The sequence below is a fragment of the Methanolobus vulcani genome (genome assembly GCF_006546655.1).
In the GTDB taxonomy this organism is placed as follows: Archaea; Halobacteriota; Methanosarcinia; order Methanosarcinales; family Methanosarcinaceae; genus Methanolobus; species Methanolobus vulcani_A.
Window position 1 is genome coordinate 96396 of record NZ_VIAQ01000012.1, and the last position, 17020, is coordinate 113415.

Consider the following 17020-nt stretch of genomic DNA (forward strand, 5'->3'; position numbering starts at 1 on the left):
GATAAAATCTGTAGTATCAGAATGGTATTTTAATTGCAAAACTAAAGCAAAAACGCTGCAATAAAATCAATTAAATGATATACCAGTCGTTATCATTGACTCTGGCATTTTCTTCTTCTGAACTTTTTGATTCGCAAAAATCCTGAGATAACTTTTTCCCCATATATGACGCAATTGCATCGGAGAAATCCTGAAGATAACTGGCTTGGTTAAGACTACCGTAAATGAATTTCTTACCTGGCTGAACATGTGAGTTAATAGTTTCTTCTTTAGGAACAATAGTCACTTCAACACCGGACATCTCAACTGCAAGCCCCATCGCCTTTCTGAAATCACCTATACAATAAGCAATGCGGTGCTTGTAATTATCCCGGGTTTTCTCAAGATACTCTGCCAGTCTCTGGCTTTCCATTTTAATAAAATCCCTTTTGATCTTGGCAACATTGCATTTACCAAGCATGAACTGGTAATCCATGAAAGGATACTCAGTATCAAGTTCACGCGGAGTTATGCCGCATGTCCCGAATACCACAACATGTACATCTTCGGGCTCCAGCATCCCGAATATCACCTTATCGAAAATCTTGTGAGAAGGACTTTCATGATAGGGTTTCTTTTTAGCGCATGGGACAAATATACAAAAATCCCTAACAGGTGGTTCATACTCAGACAGTATCCACTCATTTGCGCGTATCATATCAGGATGATATATAATTTCATCAGTGTCCAGCGGGAGACTGGAACGTTCATCTTCAGGTATTATTGTCAAGCAGAGAGAAAATCTGGCAAACTATATATATAATTGACGCAATCTCTATTCGGTTTTGTGCAAACTGTACAACAGGACCGGCACAGTGCCTAAATAAAAATTATAAATATGTGAGGAAAAACATGGCAAGTTCTATACCTGAAATGCTGAGAGCGGAATGTAAATGCGAAGACATGGCAAAATGTGTTCTCGGTCTGAAAGAACTTGACATTAGCACCTACAAAGCACTTCTGGAAAACGGCCCTATGACCGCAGAGAAACTCGGAGAACTTCTCGGTCGTGAGCGCAGTACAGCTTATCGCTCATTACAAAACCTGATATCAGCCGGTCTTGTTTACAGGGAAACAAAATCCATATCCATTGGCGGATACTACTATGAATACGTGGGAATCGAACCTGTTGTTGTAAAAGAGATGATTCGCAAGAACATAGACCAGTGGTACAAAAAAATGAATGACCTTATTGAGAATTTTGATAAGGAACTGCTTTTCTGATTCAATCAGGTTTTTAAAATTGTAGTTTGCAAACATGCCAGAGTCCTAACTTTATTTTTATTGTAAACAGATATATAATAGTGAAACGTATGTAACTGTTGCACATTGCGTACTGTTATAGCACAGAACACAAAATAACATAAAATGTACTCTTGCGGTGCAGAATCATGAGGGATGCAGACAAAAGCAAAGAGCAGTTAATACAGGAACTGCAAGAACTCAGAAATAAGTATGAAGGCACTCCTAGTAACTATGAGCCTTCATGCAGCAACATTAATGAAAGTAGAAAAACTGACCTCATTGGAAGTGAAGAGAATTACAGACAGGTACTTTCATCGATGTCAAGTATAATCTGGAAAGCAGATATTGATAAAGGTGAATTTACAAACGTATACATTTCCCCGGCTGCTGACACTATACTCGGACTTGAAGACGGAACAATTGATAATAAGTGGGAAACTTTTCTTTCGTATGTCCATCCGGATGATGCTGATACCATATATAAAAAGATATTAAACGCCATCATAAATAACGTCTCAAAAATAAATGTCGAATTTAGGGTTAAAAGGGCAGATGGAACAAAATTATGCTTCTATTGCACCTGCTCCATATTGAATAATAACGGTGACACACAGATTTTTGGAAATGCTGTGGATATCACAGAACACAAAAAAATGGAACAGGAATTAAAGAATAAAACTAATGAGCTTACCCAGATAATGAACAGTTTTCCTGTACCAATGTTCATTCTTGATAAAAATCATAAAGTTACCTACTGGAATCAAGCATGTGAAAAAGCGACTGCCATATCAGCCGAAAGAATGATTGGCGCAAAATATCCAGGGCTGGCGTTCTATCCGAATAAAAGAAAAGTTATGGCTGACCTGATAGTTGATAATAATATCGAAAGCATTGCTGACTTCTACGAAGAAAAAAGCCTGAAAAAATCCTTCATTGAAGGAGGATATGAAGCTGAAGATTTTTTCCCACTTTTGAATAAGTGGCTCTATTTCACTGCCGCCCCTCTAAAAGACATCGATGGAATCATAATAGGAGCTATTGAGACCTTACAGGATAAGACCATTGAAAAACAAGCAGAGGATGCGCTGATAGCTGCCAGGATGCTTGCAGAGAACGCCTCACGCACAAAAAGTGAGTTCCTGTCCAATGTGAACCATGAGCTCAGAACTCCACTGAGTCTTATTTTAGGATACTCAGACCTATTACTTGAAGAAAATAAATTAATGGATGAACAACAGGCAAAGTTTGTCGAGATTATTAAATCAGGTGGCTCAAGACTTCTTGACATGATCAATTCCCTGATATATATTTCAGAGATAGAAGACGGTAAAATGGAGCTTGAGATCAATGATTTCTCCTTGCCTGAAATGGTCTATGAAATACAGAAGGTTGCAAGATCCATTGCAATAAAGAAGAGCATAAAACTTGATTTTACACTTGATCCTGATATAAGGACAATCTATGCTGACAAATCCAAACTAAAGATCATCTTCCATCATTTGATTACAAATGCTATTAAATTCACCCCGGAACAGGGAAAAATATGGGTCAACATAAAACATGACCATGGAAACGCATTATACATTGACGTAAAAGATAACGGTATTGGGATTTCAGAAGAGGACAAGGCTAAACTTTTTGATACTTTTGTCCAGGTCGATGGTTCTCCAACCCGCAGATATGGAGGAAGCGGACTGGGTCTTGCCCTTGTAAAGAAACTTGTGGAAATCCATAAAGGAAGCATCTGGCTTGAGAGTGAATCAGGAAAAGGCAGCACCTTCCATCTGGCGATTCCTGCACAAAATGAAGTAATAAGCAGAACTAATGTTTTACTGCATCCAACGGCAATTTGAAAAAAAGACACTACCCTTGCCTAATTCACATTCTACGGAAACATTAAGAATATCCTTAATGAAATTTAAAGTAGAGTTTCTACAGAGCAGAATATTAGACACCCATAACATAATAAAAAAGAAAGCAGGAATTGTACATTATTATCTTTTTTAATATTATATTAATTGTATGGCAACCTCTGGTTTACGTTATTTGTTCAATTGTGATATCAATAATTGAAATCAGATACTTATCTTCCTGAACAGATAGGAACCCACTACCACCATAAGTATAGTGAACCCTGATAGAACTCCAAAAATTACAGCAGGTTCGATCTGAGATGTACCAAGAAGTCCGTACCTTATACCTTCTACACCGTATGTGAGAGGGTCCAGCAACGTTAATGATCTTATCCACTCAGGCAGACTGTCTATTGGAAACAGAGCACCAGATAGGCCAAATATAGGGAAAATCACAAAGTTCATTATAAGCTGGAACCCATGCATATCATCCATTCTTGAAGCAATGGCAATACCAAATGCTGTGAATGAAAGTCCTATCAATGTCATGAAAACTATAGCAACGGCAAATCCCGGAATATTGCTTATCTCCAGTCCCATGAAAAGTGAGAGTCCCAGAATTATAAGTCCCTGAGTCACGGCTGTTGTGGCTCCGCCCACAGTCTGTCCAAGCATGATCTCTAATCTGGATACCGGCGCAACCAGAGTTTCTTTCAGGAAACCAAACTGCTTGTCCCATATTATCTGTATTCCTGCAAAGACAGATGTGAAAAGAACGCTCATTGAGATGATACCAGGCATGATAAAACCAATATAACCCTGCTCAATCCCGGGCATTACAACTACGGAATTAAGTCCGAAACCAAGCACAAGGAATAGGAACAATGGCATTCCAAGGCTACCTATAAGCCTGCTTTTTGAACGAATGTAGCGCTTCACGCTTCTTAGCCATATAGTATAAACAATATCCATTTTTACCTCCTCCCTGCCTTTCGCATCATTCTCATCTTGTCCTTGGAACTGGCTTCTTCTTCCCTGATAGTCCTGCCTGTAAAATGCAGGAAAACATCTTCAAGGGTGGGTTTATGGATGGAAAAAGAATTGATTTCAATATTATTTGCAGATGCAACATTAACTATGTGCGCAACATGTTTTTCAGCATTCTGTATTCCGATGGTTATTGAAGAATCATGGAGCTCAATGCTTTTGACCTCAGGAATGGATTTTATTGCTGAATAGAGGGCATCCCTTTCGGGAGAAATAATAGTGATCACATCGCCGCCAATATCATTCTTGAGATTCTCAGATGTATTCATTGCTATAATCTTTCCCCTATCGATTATGGCTATGCGATGGCAGAGCTTGTCAGCTTCTTCCATATAATGGGTCGTCAGGATTATTGTAATACCTTTTTCCTTGTTCAGTTTGTCAATGTAATCCCATAGATGATTCCGTGTCTGTGGGTCAAGGCCAAGGGTAGGCTCGTCCAGGAAAAGCACCTGAGGTTCATGCATAAGGCCACGGGCGATCTCAAGACGGCGACGCATTCCACCAGAGTATGTTTTTACAAGGTTATCCTTTTTATCGTAAAGCTCCACAAGTTTAAGAAGCTCGGTGATCTTCTTTTGTCTTGTGTTTTTAGGAATTCGGTAAAGTCTTCCATGGAAATCCATGTTCTCATAGGCTGTCAGCTCTTCATCAAGGCTCTGGTCCTGGAAAACTATTCCTATGGATTTTCTGACATTGTCCTGATCCTTTAATATGTCAAAACCATTCACTGAAGCTTTCCCCGAACTTGGAGGAAGCATGGTTGAAAGCATGGACATCGTTGTGGTCTTTCCGGCTCCGTTGGGACCAAGCAGACCAAATACTTCACCTTTTTTTATGTTAAAAGAAAGATTATCTACGGCGGTGAAATCACCGAATTTCCGTACAAGGTTCTCAACTTCAATTGCATACATTTTTCATACACCAATGCCTTCGAATATGATATCGATCTTTGAAGATAAATCCATAGAAAATGAATAGTCGGTCTCTGAATGTAACCAGGTCATAAGAGTGTGGAAGTAAACTGCATAGATGGTTTCTGATGCCAGCTTTGGATTTATATTGGGTTTTATTTCACCCTTGTCCATACCTTCCTTTATGAAATCCGTAAGCATATTGATAAAATGTTCATGCCTCTTTTTTCTGGAAGAAGGATCTACTGACTTATGATTAGAGGACATTATCAACCTTCTATGTTCAAAGGCTAACAACCTCAGAAGTTCTTTATCCTTTTCATAATATTCAGCCACAAGAACAAGGAATTCCCTTATTTTCTCTCTTGAGGAAATATCACGGTGCATCTGTTCTTTCATGATGCTAACTATAAACTCTTCTTTCTGTTCTCTGAAATAAGAAAGAAGTGACTCTTTTGTGGGAAAGTAATTGAAAAAAGTACCTTTAGCGATGCCGGCTTCTTTTGTTATTTCATCAACCGTTGTGTTCTCAAATCCTTTTTCCTTGAACAGACGGCTGGATATTTCAAATATCCGGTTTCGGGTTTCTTTTTTCTTTTGTTCTCGCAGAGACATGTAACCTCATTTATTACCACAAAATGACCAGGGTCATAAATGACCGCGGTCATATTTAAGCATTGTGAATACCAGAAAGTAGATAAAAGACCTGTCTTAGACTATGAAGCTGGAGTGAATAAAATGGATGAACACCCATTGAAAATAATACAGGACAAAGACAATGATTTTTTCAATATAATTGAAGCCAGCCTTGAGAATGCACTCTCAGAAGGTAGCATACCACTCAAATATAAATTCCTTATTGCCATGGCACTTGATGCGGAACATGGTGCTGTGGACGGAGTAAAAGTGCTTGCACTTCAGGCAATGGAAGCAGGCGCAACAAAAGAAGAGATAATGGAAGCAGTCAGAATTGCAAACTACATAGGTGGCATTGGAAGTGTTTACACCGCAGCTAATGCACTGAGAGACATATTATAGAATAATAGAATCAAATTAACAAACCGGGAGTTGAATTTACCACTCCCGCATACACATCATACTGAAAAACAGTAATAATTAAGCATCAACCATCATAAAACACATACATCAAATTTGATGGAGTATGATGTTTTCATACAGATCGTACAGCATACGCCAACTTACAAAGCCTTATCCTGCATATGAGAATCATAATCTGCATACACCCCTGTAAATACGATCATGAAAGTTACAATGATGGAAGACATGTATATCCACAGGAGAATTACAAGTATTGAACCAATGGTTCCATAAACTGTTGTTATGCTGCTATAAGACAGATAGATGCCTATTACATATTTGCCCAGTGTCAATAACAGTACTGTGAGCAATGAGCTCATAAACACATACTTGAGATCCATATTTGCATCAGGAAGTACTCTGAAAAGATACATGAAAAGAACGATAAGAGTCATAAAATTGATACCGAAGCTTGCATACTGAATAGTATCAACCGAGATTGAAAATGCAGCCTGCACGGCATCAGATATCACAAAGAATATCATCTCGAACAGAGTGCTCACTGACACAAGCATTCCAAATGCAATGGCTGCTATCAGAGCGGATAACCTTGTGTGGAAAAAATGATGAAGCCAGTTTTTATTTGAGGGTGCAAGACCCCACATTTTGTTTATCATTTTTTTTATCTGGAAAAAGATGTTACCTGCACTCCAGAGATATATCAGAAAACTAAATACAATCCCAAAATTACTGGGACTGCTAATAGAAAGTTGGGTGAAAAGGGAATTCAAGGCTTCTATTGCAACATCATCTGCAACTACTGAAACATCCGTTAAGATAGCTGCTTCCAGCAATTGTTGTTTCAGGAAGATACTTCCAATGAATAAAGTGAAAAGAAGTAGCGATGGAAAACCCATGAGTGCATAGAAAGAAAGGGAGGCACTATTTGTGACCCCATCTTCTTTTGCCCACCGGTCCAGCGTTGTTTTCATTATATCTTCAAACTGAGATTGCATCTGTTAGAATATTTGTTCTATAGAATATATTAGTTGTCTGGAGAGAACAATTAAACATGGATAATAGCATTAAATAGCAGGAAAAAGAATGTAAGAAGTAATGAATAATACGAGTAAGATGCTTCAGGCATTACTGGTCCTTGTCATACTTGCAGCAGTTCTTGCATATGCACTGTATCCTTACATAAACGCATTTTTCGGTGCATTTATCCTCTACGTTGTATTCAAGCCTTTGTACAATTATCTGATTACAAAACAGAAGATCAACAAAAGTATAGCTGCTTTTGCAATAATACTTCTTACTATTGTCCTTATCCTGATACCCCTGTATTTTCTTATGACTATAATCATAATTCAAATACAGAGTGTGCTTTTTGACACGGATACTTTACTGTCCCACCTGACAAATATCAATACCTATATCGAACAACTTACTTTAGGCAGCCTGCCAATTGAGATTAATTTGCAGGAGAAATTCGCAGAGATTGTTACAGCAGCAGCAAACTATTTCAGTGTTTTACTTGTAAATGCCGTCCAGAGTATTGGCCAGAGAGTTATAGAATTTATTATAATGTATTTCCTGCTCTATTACCTGCTGGTTGGTACAAATTCAACTTGTTCTGTAAGACTTAAAAATGCAATCCCTTTCAGTGGAGAGAACACAGAAATATTGCAAAAAGAATTTACAAATATAATAAATGCAACGCTTATAAGTTCAGGAATTATTGCTGTTGTCCAGGGCGGTTTACTTACAATCACATTCCTGCTGCTTGGAGTTTCAGGAGCAGTCCTTTGGGGATTTATAGCCATGATATTATCATTCCTGCCTGTTGTCGGAGCTACGATAATATGGATACCAGCTGTCATTATCCAGATAATTCAACAGGATTATTTTACAGCTGCAGGAATACTCATCGGAGGAATTATTCTTAGTTCGGTTGATAATTTCCTGAGGCCGGTAATACAGGATAAAATTGGCAGGATTCACCCACTGGAATCACTTATAGGAGTAATCATTGGCCTCAATCTTTTTGGTCTTCTGGGAATCTTTATCGGACCTTTGTTAATCTCATATGTGGTCCTGATGGCAAAGATGTTCAATGACGAATACCTGTCTTAAACTGAGAAAGATACAGGTTTAACACCTTTATAAAAATTAATATCACTTATACAATAGATGTGCCCGTAATGTATATATATGATTTTTACGGAATACAATTGCTGATTTCCGAATAACATTCCGTAGGAAGTTCAGTACAATATTGAATTTAGAAGTGATCATGGTGAAACCTGCGAAAGAATTCCTTGACAGAGCGATTGAAGCAACCGTAGACCTTAATGACAAAGAGGCATGCGAAATTGCATATGAAGCACTGAAACTTGGAATTGATACGCAATATCTTCTAGAGCATGGTTTTCATGCTGCACTCGCTTTAATGAAAGATATGTTCGACGAGGGAAGGATCTATCTCCCGCATATGCTAGCTGCTGCAGAAGCAGTTGAAGCTGCTACCAAGGTTTTGATGCCGACATCCATAGAAAACACGCAAAATTCTAAAGGTGTTGTGCTTCTTGGCACCATAGAAGGCGATATACATTCTATTGGTAAGGACATAGTTGGAACAAACCTTCGGATAGATGGCTATGAGGTCATTGATCTTGGAGTGGATGTACCTGTGGAAACCTTTGTCGAGATGGCAATAAAATATAACCCGGATGTGATAGCGACATCCGCCCTGATGACAATTACAATGACAAACCAATTGACACTTGAAGATAGTCTCAGGGACGCAGGTATCAGGGATAAATTGAAGACAATGATCGGAGGAACACCTGTTACACCCGATTGGGCTACAAAGATAGGTGCTGATATATACGGAAAGGATGCATCCGATGCAATCAGAAAAATAAATTTAATTATGCGGCCTGAAAAAAAAGAAACAATGGCCGTTAGTAAAAATAAGTGTTATGAGAATGTTTGTTACTGAGTTTATTGCTGATTGTCCAGAATATAATTATAATTCATTATACTTTTTCTTGAGTAATCAGAAATTATAGAAAATTAACTTTTAATAGCTGAAGAACCAGAACGCAGACAAAAATGAAAGCGTTTTTTTGGGAGAGATGATATTAGGAATGCAGAGGGAATCTGCCTGCGTTCTGTTATTTTGAGACTGTTTTGCGTTTTTCTCTTCAGCGTTTTTCCGATGAACACATCGTACCACCATAGTCAGCAAAACCTGGTCAAAGAGGTTTTGTGACCGCACACCATAGTATCTTAAAATGATATATAAATATTTCTATATTGTAATATATTATGAGACTCATCATTATGAGATTTGGAGTTTGGAGAGAAAACAACCTAATTGCAGAATAAAATTAAAATGAGCGGGAAAAAAATACAATCAAAGTAAAAATCAGACAAAAAAGAAATTGAGAAAAAAGTGAGAAATGGAAATTTCGAATTTCCAATCTACAAGACTTATGAAATTAAAATTAAAGCTCATTCACAAACGCTTCAATCCTTACCAGAGCCTCTTCAATTTCCTCTCTGGAAGTTGCATAGGAACATCTTAAGAAACCTGTGCCGGCTTCACCGAACACGCTGCCCGGGATTGTGACGACCTTCTGCTCGTTCATGAGGCGTTCTGCAAACTCCTCGGAACTTAGGCCAGTACTCTGGACACTTGGGAAAACATAGAATGCACCCTTTGGCTCGAAGCATTTGAGTCCGATCCTATTAAGGCCGCTGACTATAAGATGGCGACGACGGTCGTAATCACGAACCATCTTTTCCATTTCATGCTTGCCGTTCTTCAGGGCTTCTACGGCACCTATTTGTGCTGTAATTGGAGCACAAAGCATTGAATACTGGTGTATCAGCATCATAGCACTGATGATCTTAGGAGATGCCATTGCATATGCCATCCTGAAACCGGTCATTGCGTATGCCTTGGAAAAACCATTCAGCAGGATTGTCCTGTCACGCATTCCTTCAAGAGATGAAAAGCATGTATGTCCACCGTTGTAGGTAAGACAGTCATAGACCTCATCGGAAATTACCATGATATCGTGCTCACACACAACATCAGCAATAGCCTCAAGGTCAGCTTTACCCATGGTTGCACCAGTTGGGTTGTTTGGATAATTGATAATAACTGCTTTGGTCTTTGGAGTGATAGCTGCTTCAAGTTCCTCAGCAGTGATCTTGAAATTGTTCTCAAGCTTTGTTGAAACTATTACAGGAACACCGCCTGCAAACATCACTGAAGGAACATATGCAACATATGATGGCTGGACCACAATAATCTCATCACCCGGATTGGTGATAGCACGTATAGCCACATCAAGAGCTTCACTTACACCGGAAGTAACAAGAATTTCATTATCGGGATTATAATTCACACCATACTTTGCAGCATAGTAATCTGCCAGCTCCTCACGAAGCTCAATTAGACCATAATTAGAAGTATATGAGGTTTCACCACATTCAAGTGAGTGGATGCACGCCTCTCTTATGTGCCAGGGAGTCACATAATCCGGCTCACCTACACCAAGGGAAATAACATCTTCCAGACCTGATGCAAGATCGAAGTAGCGACGAATGCCTGAAGGAGGCACCTTGTTCATAACATCAGCTACAAATTTAGAAGGGGTGCATGCTTTTCTCATATATTATACATCCTGTAAATGTGACTCAGTTAGTAATTATGGAGTCACCGGTAAACGTGAAACATGATCCTGCTCGAAGAGGATAACACCATCCTCTTTGTAAGTTTTCAGGACAAAGTGAGTTGTTGTATGCTGTACCTGCTCGAGAGTGGATATCTTCTCAGCAACGAAGAAAGCAACTTGCTTCATCGTCTTGCCAGATACTGTAAGTGAAAGATCATATTGTCCGGAAAGAAGTCTCACAGAACGGACTTCAGGGAACCTATACAGACGTTCAACAAGAGGTTGATAACCTATTGATCTTTCAAGACTAACCTTAAGCTCGATGATTGCATAGACATTCTCATCGCCTGCAAGATCCCAGTCAATGACAGTCTTATACTTGCGGATAACTCCGCTTTCTTCAAGCTCTTTTACTATCTTATCAACTTCATCTATAGTGAGTCCTGTGAGGGTCGCAATTTCTTCATGACTTATTCTTGCATCCTCTTCAAGACATTCCAGAACATGACGTGTTTTATTATCCATCATTTATTTAGCAACCCCATAACACCAGACAATCAAATTAAAAAGAAAAAAAGTGCCCGATTACTCGAGCAATACCGCGTTCACAACACCATCCTGACCAGGACGGCTTGTGATTTTTGCATTACCAAGAGGGGTCTTGATAACTGAGCCCTTTGTAAGAATATTACGTCTGATGTAGTGCTCATTTGCAGAATTTCCGGTAACGGTTTCGATGGTAGTCTTCTGGGTTTTACCCTGAGCATCTGTTACATTTGCAACATTGCACTGAAGAAGTCTTACCTTTCTGTTTCCGCCTCTTGTGGAAACATTCTTTCTCTTTGTTTCATTGATATGAGTGTCAGCTGGTTCGCTACCAAGCTCAAATTTCCTCTTTCCGCGAGCTTTCTTGATCTTAGCACCAGTATATGTTCTTCTAGATCTACCTTGCCATTTCATGATATATCCTCTTATGATTGTTATTATAAGTATGAATTGAATTAACGTTGTAATTCGGATTAAATCTGGTATGATTTATGGACGTTCCTTTAATAATAAGATGCTATATGAACTTTACGAGTGATAAAGTACATGGACATCACGGCACAGAACAGCAAAAATGAAAAGAAGAATCATCTTCTTCACTGCATTTCATAGACAATTCATAAATAAGTCCAGCGCTTATATCAACCTATGCTTCGCGTAACATTTCTTGGAACAGGAGGATCCCTTCCAACCCCGGAACGCAATCCATCGGCCATCATGATCAATCGTGAAGGCGAGCTTATGCTATTTGATTGCGGAGAAGGGACACAGCAACAGATGATGCGGGCCAAAACGGGGATGAAAGCATTATCATCCATATTTATAACACATTTTCATGCCGACCACATACTTGGAATTCCCGGCCTCATACAGACGATGTCCTTCCACGGAAGAACGGAACCACTGAAAATATATGGCCCCCATTGGGTTCATGAATTTGCGAGGATACTCAGCTCACTTGGATACTACAAACTAAAATTTGAGATCGATGCCATTGACCTTTCACCAGGGGATGTGATCAAAAGAGATGAGTATTCAATCGTTGCACTCAAAACCGAACACAGCATACCAAGTCTTGGATATGCACTGATAGAGAACATGCGTCTTGGCAGATTTGACCGCCAGAAAGCCATTGAACTTGGCGTTCCACCCGGACCTCTTTTCTCAAAACTCCACAGAGGAGAAGCAGTGGAAGTAAATGGAAAGGTCATACGTTCTGAAGATGTAGTTGGAGAAATGCGACCCGGAAGGAAAATAGTCTACACAGGAGACACTCGTCCCTGCAAAGCAATACTTGAAGCCAGCAAGGATGCAGACCTTTTGATCCATGACTCAACACTTGCCAGCGATCAGCAGGAATGGGCTATTGAGTCAATGCATTCCACATCTGAAGAAGCAGCAGCCCTTGCAAAAGAAGCTAATGTTCTGAAACTTGTACTTACGCATATAAGTTCCAGATATTCCGATAACCCAACACAGTTGCTTGAAGAAGCTAAAAAGATATTCAATAATGTAGTCGTTGCTGATGACCTGATGGAACTTGACATACCATTCCAGAACAAGATTTAAGCACGACAAGCAGTAAAAACAAAGATAAAAAAGAGAACTGGATCTGTTTAAAGGAAGGTCCAGTCGAGCCTTTTATCGCTGGCATCGTAAAGTGAGACTTCCATTGACATTTCCATATCTTCAAGATCAGATGGCAGGCGCTTCATACCAATATAAAGAGTGTCGCCTGGAACGTAATCAAAACCCTCGGGTTTGATTTTCCCGAAATACACGCGACCACCAGACTCTACTTCTTCAACAGTGACCCCTTTCCACATGAGAGTATCAATTACATTTACTATGACACATTCGAAACGGTCAGATTCATTTACCTCAGACATAGCTCTCCGATATATTTTCAGGTTTTAAAAAGATAATCCTAGAAAAAAAATAATGGATCAAATGTACATTAGATGTACATCCTATCAGCGTTTGGTGATGCAGGAATATTCTTTAGTTTTTTCACCGAAGCATAAAGGTCATCCTGAATAACATATTCCCTGTCATCAATAATAACATTATGAAGAGCAGTCTTTAACACCTTACTTACAAGATCCCTTCCAGAAAGGCCTTCGGTCATCTTTGCAATGGCAGAAAGATCAAGATCCTTTACAGGTACTGGAAATGTCTTGACATTGGACTTAAGGATTGCAAGACGTTCCTTCTCATCTGGCAACGTGAACTCGATCTCTTCTTCAAACCTGCTTCTTACGGCAGCGTCAATCGTATCTGTACGATTGGTAGCACCTATGGTGCAGACACCTACACGTTCAACGATACCGTCCATCTCAGTCAAAAGAGCATTGACTATCTCTGCAACATCACCACGAAGTTCCTGATGTCTGCGGTCAAGCGCGATGGCATCGAGTTCGTCTATGAAAATGATACATGGAGCCATTTCCTGAGCACGATCGTATAACTGGTGGATCTGCCTGGCACCTTCACCCACAAATTCACCGATTAGTTCCGTTGCCTTTACAGGAAGTATAGGAACATGAGCTTTATTTGCAAGTGCTTTTGCAAGCATTGTTTTTCCAGTACCAGATGGGCCAAAGAAAAGTACATTACGTGGTGCCCATTTACCAAACTTCTCAGGTGCTTCCAGAAAACGCTCAATTAACTTACATTTCTTGCGTGCACTCTGCTGTCCGATAACGTCATCAAATGTAACATCACTTCTAAACTCAACAGTAGGAGTGCTGCTAACAATGGTTTCATTCACAATTATATGCGTATTCTGGCCAATGACAGAACCAGGTGGTTCTACATCAGTTACTTTGTATGCAAAATCAGGAAACATCCTGTTGTCAAAGAGATAATCACCTTTTTGCGCAGTGTAACCTTTCCACTGTTCGCGTGCATAATGTTCAAAAACTCCCGGATCTGTGATTTCAGGATATTCATCAAGCACGCTGGTCATTGGATAACCGGCCGGCTCCAGGATAAGAAAATCAGCCGTACTTTCCCCGGGTTCTGAACTTGATTCCCTGCTGGTTTTGGCAGTCGTTTTCTGGGCAGTCCTTACTATATGTATCATCTCTTTTATTTTCTAATACTAATTGAATAAAGAAAGCTATTAAAGCTAACCCTTGAACCTGTTTTAAGATCAAAATGTGATTTTGACCAATACGTACTGGAATTCCATCACATATTACGATCATGAATTTAAAAGGCACGGTTACGCGAACTCTATAAAGTTTTAACAGAATATGTAAACGAATAATAAATATACTAATAGAAACTATAATAATAAATTAATGAAAAATGAACACACACTGAAAAACATAAAGATCACCAGTGTGGTAAACACTGTTCTGATTCTGGTAATTAGCATATTCGGATTAGTATTAATTGCACCTTTTGTAATTTCAAAGGATACGAATTCCCTCCTTATCAGCTTAGCTTTGGTAATGTCCACATTTATAATAGTTCTCTATGCAAATAAACAGATAGAGAAGAAAAACACGGAACTGGAAATGAAAATAAGTGAACTGGACGAAATGCACAAAGAACTGAATGAGAAGCATAAAGGATTGGAATACCTTGTTTCCCATAACACAAATATTGAGAACATGATATCTTCATTGATCTCCATGTTCATTAAACCAGGGAACATAGAAGGAACCCTGGATGAAATTTTAAAGAAGACTGCTTCATTCTGTTATGCAGAACATTGCTACCTTTTTCTATTCAAGGCAAATGGAGAACCTTACATATCACATAGCTGGAAAAATGAAGAAAAAACTGAGAAGAAAAGTGTTTTCGAATTAAACTCTTACTCCAAATTTCCATGGATAGGAAAAAAGATCGTTCAAAAGCAGATTATACACATCTCTAAAGAAGAACATCTCCTGGCCGCTGCAGACAGAGAACGAGCTATAATCTTATCAAATGGTATCCAATCACTGATGGTAGTTCCGGTTGAGTTGGAATCATCATGCATCGGATTTATTAGTATTGAAAGTACATCAAGCAAAAGTGATTGTAACCTTGACAATATCCAGACATTAAAGATTTTGTCAGAGATTATGAGTACAGCACTCAATTACAGATCTTTTCTCAAAGACCTTGGGCTTTTTAAAGACCTTATTGACAGATCCAATGATTTCATTTTTATTATAGATCTGGAAAAGAACAGGATTATTGATGCAAATGAGACTGCATGCAAAGAGCTTGGATACACCATAGAAGAGCTGACAGTCATGGAAGAAAATGATCTCTGTTTACTTTTTGAAGATACATTCTGGAAAAATGACCTTCGTGACATTGTAGGAGAAAGATACCTACAACCTGGCCAGACACTCACTAAAAAGAATGGAACAAAAATACCAGCAGAAATGAATATTACATTTGTAACCCATGACCACCACAATTATGCCCTTGCTGTTGTACGTGACATTGCATCACGTCTGGATATGGAAAGCAGACTTGCAAAAACAAAGCAGGTAATGGAACTTGCTATGGAAGGTGCTGATCTTGGAATGTGGGACTGGAACCTCAGGACTGATGAGGTTATGTATAATGAACGCTGGGCAGAAATGATCGGGTACGATGTTAATAATATTGAAAAGAGCATACTGAGCTGGAAAAAACTCATTCATCCTGATGATATGGAAATTGTGGACAATAGCATAAATGAGCATATTAATCGTGAAACACCGTTCTTTGAAGCAGAGTTCCGTATGAAGAATAGCAAAGGCAGATGGCAGTGGATACTTGCCAGAGGAAAGATCACTGAATTTGATAATAAACAGCCATTCCGCTTCACCGGTACTACAATGGACCTTGATGAGAGAAAGAAAGTAGAGGAAGAACTAAGACATTCCAATGAACTCAAAGACCTTTTCACTGATATAATGCGTCATGATCTGCTCAATCCTGCAGGAAATATCAGAGGATTTTCAGAATTGCTCTACGAAATGGAAGATGATCCTAAAAAATCAAGAATAATTGGTAACGTACAGCGCAATACAAATAAGCTCATTGATATGATTGATACGGCCGCAAAATTTGCAAAGCTTGAAACAACAGAAGAACTGGAATTAAAAGGAGTTGACATCATGGAAAGTCTTCGAAATGTTATTGAACAGTTCGAACAGCAGCTCCATGATAAGAACATGAGTCTCCAGGTCCTGGCAGAAGGAAATTACCCTGCAATGCTCAATCCTATTGTAGAAGAGATTTTTGCCAATTACATATCAAATGCTATTAAATACAGCCCTGAAAACACAGAGATCAACATTGATATTATTGATCTGAACTACACATGGATGGTAACTGTGGCAGATTCAGGAGAAGGTATCCCTGATGATGCAAAACCACTTGTCTTTGATCGTTTCAAAAGAGTGAACAAGAGCGGAGTAAAAGGATCCGGACTCGGCCTTGCGATTGTCAAAAAAATTGCTGAACTTCTTGATGGTTCAGTGGGTGTTGAGGACAATCCGGAAGGAAATGGTAGTATGTTCTGGGTTAAACTCAAGAAATATCACGGAATGCTGGATAATGACACATCACCAATCATTGACATTAAAGCTCCCATTGGAAATGAGGCTATCCATAATGCAAAAACTGAGATCCACTCTATGATGCATTAGGTTTA

Annotated in this window: 17 protein-coding genes; 7 read left to right on the forward strand and 10 right to left on the reverse strand. The window is 39.0% G+C overall.

Annotated features, from left to right (window positions below; all coding sequences use genetic code 11):
* Positions 1-70 precede the first annotated feature (70 nt).
* Complete coding sequence (locus FKV42_RS05375; protein ID WP_154809215.1) at positions 71-769, reverse strand: DUF5591 domain-containing protein; 699 nt, start codon at positions 767-769, stop codon at positions 71-73.
* Between the two features lie 122 nt (positions 770-891).
* On the opposite strand from FKV42_RS05375, the gene FKV42_RS05380 reads away from it, so the two are divergent.
* Complete coding sequence (locus tag FKV42_RS05380) at positions 892-1263, forward strand: helix-turn-helix domain-containing protein (protein WP_154809216.1); 372 nt, start codon at positions 892-894, stop codon at positions 1261-1263.
* 167 nt (positions 1264-1430) lie between these two features.
* Complete coding sequence (locus FKV42_RS05385; protein ID WP_154809217.1) at positions 1431-3137, forward strand: sensor histidine kinase; 1707 nt, start codon at positions 1431-1433, stop codon at positions 3135-3137.
* Positions 3138-3359: 222 nt separating this feature from the next.
* Here the strand turns inward: FKV42_RS05385 and FKV42_RS05390 are convergent, their stop codons facing one another.
* The 3 genes from FKV42_RS05390 to FKV42_RS05400 are packed head-to-tail and all read right to left on the reverse strand — an operon-like array spanning position 3360 to position 5713.
* On the reverse strand, positions 3360-4109 hold the full coding sequence (locus FKV42_RS05390; protein WP_154809218.1) for an ABC transporter permease: 750 nt from the start codon (positions 4107-4109) through the stop codon (positions 3360-3362).
* A gap of 2 nt (positions 4110-4111) precedes the next feature.
* Entirely contained in the window at positions 4112-5098 is a 987-nt protein-coding gene (locus FKV42_RS05395; protein WP_154809219.1) for an ATP-binding cassette domain-containing protein, read from the reverse strand.
* Positions 5099-5101: 3 nt separating this feature from the next.
* Complete coding sequence (locus tag FKV42_RS05400; protein ID WP_154809220.1) at positions 5102-5713, reverse strand: TetR/AcrR family transcriptional regulator; 612 nt, start codon at positions 5711-5713, stop codon at positions 5102-5104.
* A gap of 39 nt (positions 5714-5752) precedes the next feature.
* Between FKV42_RS05400 and FKV42_RS05405 the strand changes: the two genes are divergently transcribed.
* Positions 5753-6136, forward strand: coding sequence for a carboxymuconolactone decarboxylase family protein (locus FKV42_RS05405; protein WP_328287510.1), 384 nt, complete (start codon positions 5753-5755; stop codon positions 6134-6136).
* 161 nt (positions 6137-6297) lie between these two features.
* On the opposite strand, the gene FKV42_RS05410 is transcribed toward FKV42_RS05405, so the two are convergent.
* Complete coding sequence (locus FKV42_RS05410; RefSeq protein WP_154809222.1) at positions 6298-7152, reverse strand: YihY/virulence factor BrkB family protein; 855 nt, start codon at positions 7150-7152, stop codon at positions 6298-6300.
* 100 nt (positions 7153-7252) lie between these two features.
* Between FKV42_RS05410 and FKV42_RS05415 the strand changes: the two genes are divergently transcribed.
* Positions 7253-8272 (forward strand): AI-2E family transporter, encoded by a 1020-nt coding sequence (locus FKV42_RS05415; RefSeq protein WP_154809223.1) that lies wholly within the window; start codon positions 7253-7255, stop codon positions 8270-8272.
* A gap of 160 nt (positions 8273-8432) precedes the next feature.
* Positions 8433-9140, forward strand: coding sequence for a cobalamin-dependent protein (locus FKV42_RS05420; RefSeq protein WP_328287511.1), 708 nt, complete (start codon positions 8433-8435; stop codon positions 9138-9140).
* A 508-nt stretch (positions 9141-9648) separates the two neighbouring features.
* Here FKV42_RS05420 and FKV42_RS05425 read toward each other — a convergent pair.
* From FKV42_RS05425 to FKV42_RS05435, 3 genes are read right to left on the reverse strand one after another with little or no spacing between them, the layout of a single operon-like run.
* Positions 9649-10824: an aminotransferase class I/II-fold pyridoxal phosphate-dependent enzyme gene (locus tag FKV42_RS05425; protein WP_154809224.1), complete on the reverse strand. Its 1176-nt coding sequence runs from the start codon at positions 10822-10824 to the stop codon at positions 9649-9651.
* Positions 10825-10860: 36 nt separating this feature from the next.
* Positions 10861-11352, reverse strand: coding sequence for an Lrp/AsnC family transcriptional regulator (locus FKV42_RS05430; protein ID WP_154809478.1), 492 nt, complete (start codon positions 11350-11352; stop codon positions 10861-10863).
* 60 nt (positions 11353-11412) lie between these two features.
* Positions 11413-11787: a 30S ribosomal protein S8e gene (locus FKV42_RS05435; protein ID WP_154809225.1), complete on the reverse strand. Its 375-nt coding sequence runs from the start codon at positions 11785-11787 to the stop codon at positions 11413-11415.
* Positions 11788-12021: 234 nt separating this feature from the next.
* On the opposite strand from FKV42_RS05435, the gene FKV42_RS05440 reads away from it, so the two are divergent.
* Positions 12022-12942 carry a ribonuclease Z gene (locus FKV42_RS05440; protein ID WP_154809226.1) on the forward strand — a complete coding sequence of 307 codons (921 nt, stop codon included), beginning with the start codon at positions 12022-12024 and terminating at the stop codon, positions 12940-12942.
* A 47-nt stretch (positions 12943-12989) separates the two neighbouring features.
* Here the strand turns inward: FKV42_RS05440 and FKV42_RS05445 are convergent, their stop codons facing one another.
* A complete protein-coding gene (locus tag FKV42_RS05445) occupies positions 12990-13262 on the reverse strand; it encodes a hypothetical protein (protein WP_154809227.1) in 273 nt (90 codons plus the stop codon).
* Positions 13263-13330: 68 nt separating this feature from the next.
* Positions 13331-14458, reverse strand: coding sequence for an AAA family ATPase (locus FKV42_RS05450; protein WP_196214058.1), 1128 nt, complete (start codon positions 14456-14458; stop codon positions 13331-13333).
* A 220-nt stretch (positions 14459-14678) separates the two neighbouring features.
* On the opposite strand from FKV42_RS05450, the gene FKV42_RS05455 reads away from it, so the two are divergent.
* Positions 14679-17015: a sensor histidine kinase gene (locus FKV42_RS05455; protein WP_154809228.1), complete on the forward strand. Its 2337-nt coding sequence runs from the start codon at positions 14679-14681 to the stop codon at positions 17013-17015.
* Positions 17016-17020 lie beyond the last annotated feature (5 nt).